Annotated in this window: 10 protein-coding genes; 1 reads left to right on the forward strand and 9 read right to left on the reverse strand. The window is 48.6% G+C overall.

What is annotated here, in order from left to right; genetic code table 11:
- Positions 1-85: 85 nt before the first annotated feature.
- From nifK to nifB, 4 genes are all read right to left on the reverse strand, one after another.
- Positions 86-1,639 (reverse strand): nitrogenase molybdenum-iron protein subunit beta, encoded by a 1,554-nt coding sequence (gene nifK, locus PSAB_RS18775; protein ID WP_025336127.1) that lies wholly within the window; start codon positions 1,637-1,639, stop codon positions 86-88.
- The gene (nifD, locus tag PSAB_RS18780) at positions 1,636-3,093 is read right to left on the reverse strand and encodes a nitrogenase molybdenum-iron protein alpha chain (RefSeq protein WP_025336128.1); all 1,458 of its coding nucleotides are present in this window, start codon (positions 3,091-3,093) and stop codon (positions 1,636-1,638) included. The genes nifK and nifD overlap by 4 nt, the downstream gene beginning before the upstream one ends.
- 146 nt (positions 3,094-3,239) lie before the next feature.
- Positions 3,240-4,118 carry a nitrogenase iron protein gene (nifH, locus tag PSAB_RS18785; protein ID WP_025336129.1) on the reverse strand — a complete coding sequence of 293 codons (879 nt, stop codon included), beginning with the start codon at positions 4,116-4,118 and terminating at the stop codon, positions 3,240-3,242.
- 6 nt (positions 4,119-4,124) lie between these two features.
- The gene (gene nifB / locus PSAB_RS18790; RefSeq protein WP_025336130.1) at positions 4,125-5,501 is read right to left on the reverse strand and encodes a nitrogenase cofactor biosynthesis protein NifB; all 1,377 of its coding nucleotides are present in this window, start codon (positions 5,499-5,501) and stop codon (positions 4,125-4,127) included.
- A 773-nt stretch (positions 5,502-6,274) separates the two neighbouring features.
- On the opposite strand from nifB, the gene PSAB_RS18795 reads away from it, so the two are divergent.
- Entirely contained in the window at positions 6,275-7,105 is an 831-nt protein-coding gene (locus PSAB_RS18795; RefSeq protein WP_025336131.1) for a TerC family protein, read from the forward strand.
- Positions 7,106-7,280: 175 nt separating this feature from the next.
- On the opposite strand, the gene rlmN is transcribed toward PSAB_RS18795, so the two are convergent.
- From rlmN to PSAB_RS18820, 5 genes are all read right to left on the reverse strand, one after another.
- Positions 7,281-8,348, reverse strand: a complete 1,068-nt coding sequence (gene rlmN / locus PSAB_RS18800) for a dual-specificity RNA methyltransferase RlmN (protein ID WP_025336132.1) — start codon at positions 8,346-8,348, stop codon at positions 7,281-7,283.
- 293 nt (positions 8,349-8,641) lie between these two features.
- Positions 8,642-11,011: a YcdB/YcdC domain-containing protein gene (locus PSAB_RS18805; RefSeq protein WP_025336133.1), complete on the reverse strand. Its 2,370-nt coding sequence runs from the start codon at positions 11,009-11,011 to the stop codon at positions 8,642-8,644.
- 278 nt (positions 11,012-11,289) lie between these two features.
- The gene (locus PSAB_RS18810; RefSeq protein ID WP_025336134.1) at positions 11,290-12,303 is read right to left on the reverse strand and encodes a zinc-dependent alcohol dehydrogenase family protein; all 1,014 of its coding nucleotides are present in this window, start codon (positions 12,301-12,303) and stop codon (positions 11,290-11,292) included.
- A 129-nt stretch (positions 12,304-12,432) separates the two neighbouring features.
- Positions 12,433-12,948: a PTS sugar transporter subunit IIA gene (locus PSAB_RS18815; RefSeq protein WP_025336135.1), complete on the reverse strand. Its 516-nt coding sequence runs from the start codon at positions 12,946-12,948 to the stop codon at positions 12,433-12,435.
- A gap of 159 nt (positions 12,949-13,107) precedes the next feature.
- Entirely contained in the window at positions 13,108-13,875 is a 768-nt protein-coding gene (locus tag PSAB_RS18820; RefSeq protein WP_025336136.1) for a MurR/RpiR family transcriptional regulator, read from the reverse strand.

The following is a 13,875-nucleotide window of genomic DNA, read 5'->3' on the forward strand; positions in this document are numbered from 1 at the left end:
ATACAAATTATAACATATAATCTCTGAAAATAGGCCGAGGGAGCAGATTTATCCAAGATAAATCTGCTCCCTGTTTTACCTATAATTAGCGAACCAAATCAACGAGCCCGGATGGGTTATTGTCCAGTTGCTCAAGGACAATATTGACGATCAAGGTCAGCAGATTCAGTGCTCCTTGGTAGCCGATAATCGGATTACGATGCATATGATGACGGTCAAAGATCGGGAAGCCTACGCGGACCAGCGGTACTCCCGCATCCTTGGCAGCAAATTTAACGTGCGAGCTGCCGATAGCCAGATCAACCGGATCGTTAATCAGCAGGGAACGCAGGTGCCACAAGTCTTTGCCAACATAAACCGTTGCTTCGGAACCGTATGGGCTGGTTGCAAGCAGCGCTTCAACCTCTTCTTTCCACTTCTTGCCGTCGAATTCCACATCGCCGTTCGAGCACAGGATGTGTACCGGCTCGATGCCAACTTCGAGGCAGAATCCGATGAGGCCAAGCAGCAGGTCAGGGTCGCCGGCCAGGGCAACGCGTTTGCCATGCAGGTAAGGATGGCTATCGGTGTAAGCGTCAACTACGCGTCCGCGTTCTTCCTTCAGCGATTCCGGAACCGGAAGGCCAGTCAATTGGCTGATCGCTTCGAGCAGCTTATCCGTAGCTTTTACGCCGAGCGGAGTGGACAAGGAGGAAATTGGTTGTTTCCAAGTTCCGCTGATATATTCTTGAGTCTTCTTAAGCGTGTATTTTTGCAGTACAAGCGAACCCAGTGCGTTAGCGGCTTTCGGAACATCGGCAAGCTTCGTTCCGCCGTAGTAGTATTCATATTCTCCGTTAGCCGGGGAATCATAGTTGCCGCTGTGATCGCCGAGGATCGTGTACTTCGTATCGAAAGCGTTCAGGATTTTGCGGATTTCAGCAAAGTTGCCTGTGTAAGGCTCGAAACCAAGCAGTACGTTCAGCTTCTCGCCTTCTTCGCCAGTACCCGGAGCGGCAGTTTGGCCGGAACGGTCGAACAATTGGCTCAGAATGTTCTTGATCATGGCATCATAACCAGTGATATGCGAGCCGATGAAGCTTGGCGTATTCGCAAAGGTCACAGGGAAATCTTCGGCGATAGCGCCTTTTTGACGGGCATTGCCGATAAAGGCCGACAGGTCGTCACCGATAACTTCCGCCATACAAGTGGTACATACAGCGACCATTTCTGGTTTGTACAGAGCAACAGCGTTCTGCAAACCGTCGATCATGTTGCTCATGCCGCCGAATACGGCAGCATCTTCAGTCATCGAGGAAGAAACGGCTGGCGTAGGCTCTTTAAAGTGACGGCTCAAATGGCTACGGAAGTAAGAGTTACAACCTTGGGAACCATGTACGAACGGCAGCGTTTTTTCGAATCCGAGTGCAGCCATAACCGATCCGAGCGGTTGGCAAGCTTTGTGAGGATTGATAACAACCGCTTTACGTTCGAAGTTCTTCTCCAAATACTCCGCAGATTTGGAGTAAGCAAGAGCTTCAGCTTTTGCTTCATCGCTGCAAGGTGCTTCAAATTGTTTCTTGTTTTCCCGTTGTTGTACATAGCGTTCTTCCGTAAACAAGGTGCTGTAATCCGGAATATCTATTCTTTCCTTGCTCATACGCTCGCCCCCTCTGGCTGTACTTTTTCTTTCTTATCAAACAGGTTCCAAACCGGGTTGTTCACAGTCATATCCATGTCCTTGGCGAAAATCTTGAAGCCGTCGAAGCCATGGTACGGACCGCTGTAATCCCAGGAGTGCATTTGACGGAACGGAATACCCATTTTGTGGTATACGTATTTTTCCTTAACACCCGATCCCATGAGGTCGATGTTCAGTTTTTGAGCCAGTTCTTCCAGTTCGTATGCAGTCGGATCGTCCATGATGATCGATCCTGTCTGCATATCAGGGAAGGTTCTTTCATAGTCGTCTTTATGAGCAAATTCGTAGCCTGTAGCAACGATTTCCATGCCCAGATCTTCGTAAGCGCCGATAGTGTGGCGGGAACGCAGACCGCCGATCAGCAGCATAACTTTCTTGCCTTCCAGACGAGGTCTGTATTTGCCGATGATGGCATCCATTTGCGGTTTGTACTTGGCGATAACCTTCTCGCAGTTTTCTTGGATCGTTGCGTCGAACTTCGCAGCGATTGCGCGCAGGCTTTCGTAAGTTTTGGACGGTCCGAAGAAGTTGTACTCCAGGTACGGAATTCCATAAGCTTGCTCCATGTGAGTAACCATGTAGTTCATGGAACGATGGCAGTGGATCAGGTTCAATTTCGCTTTGTGAGCCACTTGCAGCTCGTTCAGCGTACCGTCGCCGGACCATTGAGCAACTACGCGCAGACCCATTTCTTCCAGCAGGATACGGGAAGCCCAAGCATCGCCGCCGATGTTATAGTCACCGATGATGTTTACATCGTAAGGACCGGTTTCGGCCAGTTCTGCTTTACCCATTACATAATCGCGGATAGCATCGTTCGCGATATGGTGACCGAGCGATTGGCTGACGCCGCGGAAACCTTCGCAACGTACCGGAACAACCGGCATTTCCAGCTCTTTGGCCATTTTCTTGGATACCGCTTCAATATCGTCACCGATCAGACCGATCGGACATTCGGATTGTACAGAGATACCTTTGGCCAGCGGGAACATTTCCTTGATCTCGCGGCAGATTACTTCCAGCTTCTTGTCGCCGCCAAAGACGATATCCGTCTCTTGGAAATCACTTGTGATTTGCATAGCGGTGAAGTTGTCGATACCAAGCGTACCGTTCGCATAGTTACGGCGAGTACCCCAGCTGTATTGTCCGCAGCCTACAGGGCCGTGGGAAATGTGTACCATATCCTTGATTGGTCCCCATACCACGCCTTTGGAACCAGCGTAGGAGCAACCGCGAGGGGTCATTACGCCCGGACGGGATTTAACGTTCGATTTCAGGGAGCAACTGCAGGATTCTTTAGTTTCTTCCGTGTTAATCTGAAAGTGCTTTTTACGGTCTTTTTTCGTTTTATCGGGATAGGCTTCCAGTATTTCCTCAACTAACTTTTTGTTCGCCTCAATATCCAGTCCCATTCGTTGAGCCTCCTTTTTTCATATGCAGGACATGTACCTCCTGCGTGGCATACTTCGTTTAAATTTCTTCCGGTGAATGACCGTCTCTCCACTCCATTCACCGGATAACTTCTATTGTTACGCGAATTTCGTTCGCTTTTTTTTAATTAGTGACCAGCAGCTTCGAGCTTTTTGATTGCTGTTTCTTCGTCTTCTACCACACCGAACTCGATCAGCAGTTGTTCCAGTTCGTCCATTTCGATCGGAGTCGGGATGGTCAGCATTTCGTTGTGCAGGATTTTGTCAGCCAGTTGTTTGTATTCGTTGGCTTGGTTGTGCTCAGGGTTGTATTGAGTAACTGTCATTCTTCTCAGCTCGGCATGTTGTACGACGTTGTCGCGAGGTACGAAGTGGATCATTTGCGTGTTCAGACGACGCGCAAGTTCCATGATCAGCTCGTCTTCACGGTCGGTGTTACGGGAGTTACAGATCAGGCCACCCAGACGAACGCCGCCGCTTTGAGCATATTTCAGGATACCGCGTGCGATGTTGTTGGCAGCGTACATAGCCATCATTTCGCCGGAACACACGATGTAAATCTCTTGTGCTTTGTTCTCGCGGATAGGCATTGCGAAACCGCCGCATACAACGTCACCGAGTACGTCATAGGAGATGAAGTCCATACCGTCGTAAGCGCCTTGCTCTTCCAGGAAGTTGATGGAAGTGATGATACCACGGCCTGCGCAGCCTACGCCTGGTTCCGGACCGCCGGACTCAACGCAGAGGATGTCGCCAAAGCCGGTCGATACTACGTCTTCGAGTTCGAGGTCTTCAACCGAACCCATTTCAGCAGCCAGGTGAAGTACAGTTTGTTGAGCTTTCGTGTTCAGGATCAGACGAGTGGAGTCAGCTTTAGGGTCACAGCCTACGATCATGATTTTTTGACCGAAAGTCGTTGCCAGCTGAGCCAGCGTGTTCTGGGAAGTTGTGGATTTACCGATACCGCCTTTACCGTAGAATGCGATTTGTCTTGGTTTCTTACTCATGATTAATCATCCCTTCGATATATTAATATTTTCAAAATAAGAACCGTATTTCACACTTTCGAGAATGGCTTCCTGTATTCCGCCCTTGCGGACCAGGGGCAGCACGCCAGCTTTGTTGAGCGCCGCGCGGGGCGCGTCGCCGATACCGGAGCTGAGAAGAATCCGGCAATCGCTGAGGATTGAGGTGATCTCTTGAAGCGTTTCGCCTTTATCACCGTTGCAATCGGCTGTGCCGTGGCAGTATGCCTGAATCTTCCGGATACCGACAAATTCCACTTCGGCGCCGTCCGTATCGAAAATCATGAATTCCGTCGCGTGTCCAAAATGCTGGTTGACTTTGTCTCCGCCTCGGGAGGCAACCGCGACTCTGGTCTTCTTGTTCTCGTCAAGAATGTTCTGCCGATTCTGCTTGGCGATAACACGCTGACGGATTTTGGCGTCGAGTTCCTCCTGGAATTGCGACCTTGCATCGAGGTCCACTACAGGATCAGCTTCCATTGTTTCCAATTGGAAATCCTGATTCCGGTCCTGACCGAGCAGCCCTACCGCGTCTGCACGGCATTGGCGGCAGTGGCGCATAAGCTTGGTTCCGCCCTCGCTAAGCTGCTGCTGCAGCGCGTTCAATTCCCTTGGACGGGGAGCCTTGCGGCCGTCTTTTTCATACTGGCTACCCGGGGCGATAATCAGCGGCGTCACATTGTGAAGCGTCGCACCGAGTTCTTTGACTTTCTTGGATACTTCAACCAGATGCTGATCATTAACCCCCGGGATCATTATCGAGTTGACTTTGACGAGAATACCTTGCTTGGCCAATGCCTCCACGCCTTGCAGCTGGCGGCTGATCAGCAGAGCGGCGGCTTCTCTTCCTTCGTAACGTACTCCTTCATCGAACACCCAAGGATAAATCTCTTTGCCTACATCGGGGTCGATCGCATTAATCGTAATGGTCACATGATTGATGCCAAGTTCCACGATTCGATCGATGTGCCGGTAAAGCGTAAGGCCATTGGTGCTGAGGCAAAGCATCACGTCCGGCACATGCTTTCTGACTCTGGCAAACGTATCGAACGTCTTATCCGCGTTTGCCAGCGGATCTCCGGGTCCGGCTATGCCGACTACCGAAAGCTGCATCAATTGTGCCGCCACACCTTTTACTTTCCGCTCCGCTTGCTCCGGAGTCAGCACCTCACTGACAACCCCTGGTCTGCTTTCATTCACGCAGTCGAATTTGCGGTTGCAGTAGTTGCATTGGATGTTGCAGGCGGGAGCGACCGGGATATGCATCCGGGCGAAAAACCGATGGGCTTCCTCGCTGTAGCAAGGGTGGCGACTGATGTCGTCCTCTGCTGCATTTGATAAACACGACGTCGGCTGCGGCTTCATTTTTTCCCACCTCCTTAATGTAATGAGGAGTAGTACTCCCTCGCGCACGCTTCACTTCCTTCTCGTGTCGGAAGCATGCGTCTAAGTTTTGCGGAGCGTCAATTCCAAAGGTGTTTCGGAACCGACTTCCTTGGGTAAGATACAAGCAGGTTATTTGTTAGATAACCTACATCCGACGTGTCAGTTAACCTGACTCCAACCTTTCTTGAAAAGCTTTGCTGTACACTCATCATATTTTCAATCCCCTATATCGTCAATTAGCGCAAATACGAAAAATCCCACTATAATCTGGTGTTTGCAGTTTCGTCAAAACAAATGTCAGATTACATTACACATATGTATCATGTTTCCGTTTTCATAACCTGTTTTCATTGAAAATCAATTTCAATTTGATCTTCTTTTACAGCAGTTTTACACAAGGATTCTCCTTCTTTTTCCGTTTGCTGCGGCATAAGAACCTCCCCGACTCTTTCAACCTCCGAAAATATATAGAAGGCAATCACCCTGAGCTTCCGTCGTTGACAACGCTTTTCAACTACTATATGATCTTTTTAGGTAATAACGAGAACATGAATATCCCGTAAAGGGGAGTAGCTGTTCAATAAAGTCGTCAATACGAGAGCTTCGTTATGGTTCTCCGGCTTTATTGGCAATATATAATTGTTAGCGAGACCTTTACCATTCTGATCGAGCCTCTTTTTGAGTCCGATCTGTTTGGTAAAGGTCTTTTTTATATATTTTTGGTCATTATAAACATGAGGGAGGTAACAACAATGGATTTCGGATTAATATTGGAATACGGCTGGGTGCTCCTTGTGCTCGTCGCGCTGGAAGGGCTGCTCGCTGCAGATAACGCTCTGGTGCTGGCAATCATGGTAAAACACCTTTCTGAGGAAACAAGGAAAAAGGCGCTCTTTTACGGGCTGTTCGGGGCGTTCCTCTTCAGGTTCGGCTCACTGTTCGTCATTTCGTACCTGGTCGACATCTGGCAGGTGCAGGCAATCGGCGCCGCTTATCTGCTATTCATTGCAACAAATCACATCATCCGCAAAATCGCCGCTTCCAAAAAGCCGGTAACGGAAGAAGCCGCGGAGAGCGGCACGAAGGAAGCTGCAGATAACAAGAAGGCGGGTTTCTGGATGACCGTCTTTAAGGTAGAGCTTGCGGATATCGCCTTTGCCGTCGACTCGATCCTTGCTGCGGTCGCTTTGGCTGTCGCGCTTCCGCCAAGCGGTCTTCCCCAAATCGGCGGACTGGACGGAGGTGTGTTCCTCGTCATTTTTGCCGGCGGGTTCATCGGGCTCGTGATTATGCGCTTCGCCGCTTCGTTCTTCGTCAAGCTTCTTCACTCCCGGCCGGGACTTGAGGTCGCTGCCTTCATCATTGTTGGCTGGGTTGGCGTCAAGCTTGCCGTCATCACGCTTGCGCACCCTTCGCTCGGCGTATTATCCGAGCACTTCGCCCATAGCACCTGGTGGAAAGCAACATTCTATATCGTGCTCTTGCTGATCGCCGCCATCGGCTGGTTCATGAGCAAGCAAACGATTGAGGAAAATAGAGCAGAAAATCCGGTCCGTGAACTCGATAAGCAGCTCGGAAAATAGTAATTGAACCAATGAAGAAAAGAAACAGCCCTTCTCGCGCGATCCGGCGCAAGCGGGCTGTTTTCTTTTTAATAGAACTTATTTTGCGGGTCGTTATTGTTACGGAAGTTTTATGTTAGATACATGTGATGTATATGTCGGAATATTCAGATAGAAGAGAGACCGGTAACCCACGTTAACCGAGCGCCGAAGCCTTGATCTGCTTGCTTCGCAGCTGGCCGCAGGCCGCATCGATATCCACTCCCTGCTCCAAGCGGGTGCTGACGCTGATTCCCTGCTTTTTCAACGTATCGAAAAAAGCCCTTACCGTCTCCCGATCGCTCCGCTGATACTGGCTGTGCTCGTCCACCGGATTATAGGGAATCAGGTTTACATTGACGAGCGGGCCATAACCGGCGATCAGACTGGCCAGTTCCAAAGCGTGCTCTTGCTGGTCGTTCACATCCCGGAGCAAAATATACTCCAGCGTCGTTCTCCGCTTTGTTTTCTCCAAATAATACTCAAGCGCCTGCATCAGCTTCTCGATCGGAATCGCACGGTTGATCTTCATGATGCGGGAGCGAAGCTCATTATTCGGCGCATGGAGGGAAATCGCCAGATTGATCCGAAGATCCATATCCGCAAACTCGATGATTTTGTCCGCAAGGCCGCTGGTCGAGACCGTGATATGCCGCCCGGCGATGTCCAAGCCCTTCTGATTCTTAATAATATGAAGAAAATCCACCATATTTCCAAAGTTGTCGAACGGCTCTCCGATCCCCATTACGACGATATGGCTTACCGCTTCACCTTTTCCGGCCCGGTCCAGGTCCAGCTGGACTTGCATAATCTGCTCGACGATCTCTCCGGATGACAAATCCCGGCTTTTGGACAGAAGCCCGCTCGCGCAGAAGCTGCACCCGATGTTGCACCCGACCTGGGTCGTTACACATACGGCCAGCCCGTATTTTTGCCGCATCAATACTGTCTCGATCAAATTCCCGTCGGGCAGGCGGAACAAAAATTTCACCGTGCCGTCCACCGATTCCTGCTTGATGTGTTCAGACAACGTACGGATGGCAAAATGCTCGTCCAGCAGGCTCAAAGCCTCGGGGTGAACGTCGCTCATCTCAAAAAAATCAGTGACACGCTTCACGTACAGCCAATCCCAAACCTGCAGCGCCCGGAATTTGCGATGTCCTCGTTCCAGAAGCCAGGCTTCCAGCTGTTCAAAGGTTAACCCGTAAATGGAAGTCTTGTTCATTTATTTATCCTCTTTTCAAGGCTGTTTCAAGCCTGTCATTCAAACTTTAGGCTGCCTAAATAGCAATCGAATATTATTGTCCCAAATTTTTAAAATTAAAACAAGAGGGATAAACAAGAAGAAACGCCTGACGGCGTCTTTTTAAGACGCAAGTTCGTTTCTCGCCGAAATATAAGATCAAACGATAGGCGCGAAGTGTATAAGTCATATATTTAGAAAAAGCCGTTCAGCGAAGGAATATTCTCTCCGCCGAACGGCTTGCCGCTTTTTGCCTGTTTTATTAATGATACATTTTAATAGTACAAGGATTGGCCGATGGGCTGATCCGTTTTGCCCTGAAGCTCCACCAGCTTCAACAACACCGCAGCCGCTTCAGCCTTGGTTACGGTGTCGGCCGGATTGAACTTGCCGTTCTCAGCCTGTAACAGACCCAGCTTCACAGCAACCGCCACTTCGCCCTTGCGGCTGATTGAGGCGGCATCTCCAAATTGGTTGATGACCGGATCGGCCTGGAAATATGCGGAAATCTTGTTGTATTTGACGATAGAGGTCAGCAGCACGGCAAGCCCCTCACGGGTCAGCTTGGCGTCTGGCTGAAACGCGCTGTCTGCATCGATCCAGCGGTTCTGTACGGCATAGGAGACCGCATCATAATAAGGGCTTTCCGGGTTTACGCCGGCGACCGGTTTGCGTTCGGCTCCGTTATTCATATTCGCATAATAAGGCGTAACCGCTTTGGCTATCCAGGTCAGCCAATCTCCGGACGTGAGTTCGGAGTCCGGATACACCTTCCCGTTCTCATCCGGGGTCAAGATGTTGTATTTTACCAATGTCGACAGAGCCTGCTCGGCCGGGTTCCCCTGGATATCCGAAGCGTCGGACGCTTTCTTCAATTGGCCGGGAGCATCATATTGCGCGGTCCATTTGCCGTTCAGGGCATTCAAGACTTCCGGCACATTCTGGGAATCCTGCAGCACTGGCGAATACACAAGCTTGATCTTCTGCTCTGTAAAGCCGGCTGGGGTATAGCCTCCAAAGTTTCCATACTGCAGCTTCACTTTGTATTTGCCGAAGCTTTGTGCCCGCGCCTCCTCCTTCGTAACTTTTACCGCCGAAGGGTCAATCGCGGCTTTCTCCAGGTCCGATGTCCGCGGGAAGTAATAGGATTGCAATGCTCCGTTATTATCCAGGCCAATCGTCAGGCCGCCGTCACCCACAGGAATGCCTTTATAGAAACGGAGGAATTGAAAGCTAAACCCCGCGCCCCCGTTCAGCGCGTTGTCTCCCCGTTCGACCAGCTTCAGATTGGCGGATGCATCCGGATAGAGGAGATTAATCAGCGCGATAGCCTTTTTCCGGGCCTGCTCCTTCGTTAGTTTGGTTCCTTTCGTAGCTGCCGCCTCCGACGCGCCGGCCGGAACGCCATACTTATTTTCATTGAAGCTCAGAATTTGCCCTGTAACGGCGTCCACCTCGGCGAAGGATTGGGAAGGGAACCCGGTTCTGAGGGATTCGTTATCCAGCCAGTTCAGCCTCCAGATTTTACGGTCCTTATCGGAATAATCGTCGCCCAGCGAACTGGATACCAGCTTTCTCGATGCTGGAATGGAGACCACCTGTTTTACCCGTTTGGCCGCTTCGTCACTGGACAATTCTACAGTGCTGCTTCTGGGGACAAAACGATTGGCCGCCTGCGGAACATCGCTGTATACGGCGGATGCAACCGTAGTTTCCGCGCCGGAAGTATCCAGGCGTTTGCCTGTCAGGGCATCGGTGGCATAGAGCGCCCGCTCCGTTGGCCGCCAGGCCAGAATCCAGCTGTTGGCGCCCCCATTCTTGAAGACGGGCACGTAAACAAGCTCTACATCAAACTGGTCGCTGAATACCTGCTCCGCCTTGGCCTGTGAAACCGAGGCTGCAGCTGCCGGATAACTCCAATGCTCCGGAGATTTGTTGAACTGCCGCACACTGCCGTCCGCAGCAACGGCGACGGAGACATTTTCAAGAGGAGAGGGAATACCATTTCTCAAAACCGTAAAATTAAATCCATATTGTACTGGACCGAAAAGTGCCGGATTACTAAAATAATTAACGTTGTCCTGAAGTTCCAGATCGTTCACCGACAGCGAAGGTGCAGCCTTAGCGATAAACGCTTTTGCCTTCTCCAGCGCCTGTTCCCTTGTGATCTCGGGCGGATAATAGCTTTCGTTCTGCTGCCGGTCCGGAAAATAAAGATATGTACTGATGAGGTCTCCGTTAACGGCATCTACCTGACTGCTAAATCCGTATCCGTGGCTGCCTTGCTGGTAATTCCACTGGATATTCCATATCATCTGATTGGACGGAGCGGGATAAGAGTTGTTGATCCCCAGTTCCACACTCGACACTTGAGCTTCCTCCAAAAGGGGAAACAGCGACTTCAGTTTGGCAAGCGCCTGCTCTTTGGTAAACTTGACCTTGGAAGGATCCGCTTCGTTCGACTGGGCAGTGGCCGCGGCGCTCAGGGATGTCCCGGCAACCACCTTGACAGCAGAAGGCACGGCAACGGCGGTACCGGAAGAAGAAGCCGCTCCGGCAAGTCCCGCCGGCATTACAAGAGTCAACGTTACCATTCCGGTTAATGCGGTTTTGGCTGTAAGTCCCGGGGTATGCTTTTTCTTCAAAATCTCATCCTCCTTTTTTCAATTCTTTCTAATTATAAAGAGATTTTCATTTATTTTCCATATAAAATGTCCTAGCCAACAAACACAATAAAAAAACCTTCCTCGGCCACCGGCCAAAAGAAGGCTTAACGCATAGTCGCAGGCCCCGTCTATATCTTCAGCTCCCCAAGCTTGATCAGCCAAGGCAATCGCTTGCGAATGGCCTTTTACATTCAATTTTTGCATAATGTTGGAGATGTAATTGCAAAACCCTTGGATGACTGTGGGATCGCACATATTTATGTAGAATGAGTGACTACACCTTTTGCTACATTCATTTGCGGATATTTCCCCATCACTTCCGGAATGTCATCTAGTGCGAAATAATGGCTGATTAATGGCTCAATCCGTACTATGTTTTGCCGAATGAAAGAAATCGCTTCCTCATGTGTGAAAGGATTAATAAAGGATCCCTTTATGCTTAGTTCCTTTGAAAAAATGGTAAACGGCGAAACATTAATCAGAGTGTCTGGCGAGGGTACACCGAACAGAAGGATTTGACCTCCTTTTCGAGCTGCTTTGATTGCAAGCTCCATCGATTCTTTACGTCCCACGCATTCGATTACGACATCTGCAATATTCATCAAATCTTGTACTGTTTCTGGACTCGTTGGCTGCACGACCTCGTTCGCCCCCAGTTCAAGAAGCCGCTCGTGTTTCTCCACCGCAGGTTCACTGACAATAATCTGGGCCGCTCCTTGTTTTTTTACAAGCTGGAGGAACAATTGGCCGATGAAACCGCCACCGATAATGAGTACCGTATGAACCGGGCGAACATCGATTTTCTTCAATCCGTGCAAGACGCAACCGACAGGCTCTACCATCGCACCTTCTACATAGCTCATCTCGTTCGGGATACGATAAGCGTTTACCGCAGGAACAATGCAATATTCCGCCATGCCGCCGTCTCGCGTCACGCCGATTGCTTGAAGGTGATCGCACAAGTGAGGCCGGCCGCTCCGACAATATTCACATTCGCCGCAATAAATATTCGGATCTATCGATACTCTGTCTCCTAGCTTCAAGTTCGGAACCCTAGACCCCAACTCTATCACTTCGCCTGCCAGTTCATGGCCGAGCACGATTGGCGGGTTGACCGCCGCAGATCCGGGGTGACCATGATAAATATGCTGATCCGTACCACAAATGCCGCAACTTTCGACCCGAATTCGCACCTCATACGGTTCGAGATCCTTCGTTTTCCAATCTAACACTTCCATTTGATGCTTTCCTTTGAATACCGCTGCCCTCATGATTACCAACTCCCAGTTATTAAACTGATTTTTGCTTAGGCCTTACCAATTCAACAGATACAAACTATTCAATCTGATTGGTCTATTTATTGTTAGCGGTTGCACTCCACAGTGCAATATGTTCGATCTTCATTGCATGTCCTCATATTGTATAGTAACAGCGTCTTTTTCCTTTGCTGCTGCTTTACCGGTCTTGAAACTGAAGCTCTTTCCGTTCAGTTCGATAAAAATAACCGAAACAGCAACAGACGGCACTTTGTCCTTGATTTGTTCGAGGTTAACCTTTAAGATCAAGTCACCCGCTTTAACTACGCTTCCTTCCTTTACATAAACATCAAAGCCTTCTCCTTTTAGCTTAACCGTATCCACGCCAAAATGGATTAAAAATTCAATCCCGGAATTGCTTTTAATGGAAAAAGCATGCTTGCTGGGAACCACTGTCGTAACGACTCCATCCACTGGTGAGAAGACTTCTCCATTCTCAGGCTGAATAGCAAATCCGTCCCCCATCATCCGCTGAGAAAATGCTTCGTCCGGCACGTGGCTCAAATCGATAATTTCCCCGGAAAGAGGAACAATAAAGCCATCTTCCTGCTGCTGTTCCGGTTTATCTTGAAATATAAGCGCTTTAATTTTATTAAACATGAGAATTACCTCCAAATGATTTATAGTGAAGCTTCTTTATTCTATACACCGATATTATATTAAAGCGTTTACTTGTGTAAACATTTTCACAGTGCAAAAAAACGTGTACTTTAGAAAAGTAACACGTTTCCAAAATAAGAGTATGTTGTTCTCATTATGTCAATTTTTAATAGCGTCTTCCTTTATTTTCTCCAAATATTCACCAATCAAAAACTCAAATAACATCAGCACATTCGCATAGAAAGAAGAGGCTAACTTATTACGGTCATCCATCGCATTCATATCAACTATTTTTAAATTTATATCCGCTAGTTTGGATAAAGAATTTTCTGAGTCTCCGGTAAATGAAATAATTTTAATTCCATTTTTCTTTGCCGAATGCGACATTCTCAGCAAAGAATCCGTTTCTCCGGATTTGGAAACATTGATAAACAATTTTGCCTGAATAGGGTTTACATCATAGCTTTCAATGGGTTCGGAATAGATACATATAAATCCAAGAACGATTAATTTTCTGGTTATATATTCCGTAATAGGTGCGGAGAAGCCTCCTCCCCAAGTGTAAATAATTTCATTTCTGTTTTCCAGCAACAAGTTTACAAACTCTTCTATTTTATGATGATCTATTAATGATAATAATTGTTCCAGATCAACACCGTAGAATTGATTATTTTTTCCGCCGGAAAATTGAGACTTTTTATCCTTCAATGTAAAATTAAGATGATAATACATATCCAGAAAGCCGGAATGACCCATTTTTTTTGCTAAATTCATTATTGTCGTTGTAGATGTATAAAATTCCTTTGCGATGCCTCTTACCCCTATTTCTTTCACATTCTCTATATTGTCGATGATATATACTAATATTTTTTCTTCCGTTTGATTCAACTGATACTTGTCTACCAGCTTGCTGATATCTAAACCCAT

Origin of the sequence: Paenibacillus sabinae T27 (assembly GCF_000612505.1) — a bacterium.
Taxonomy (GTDB): domain Bacteria; phylum Bacillota; class Bacilli; order Paenibacillales; family Paenibacillaceae; genus Paenibacillus_AQ; species Paenibacillus_AQ sabinae.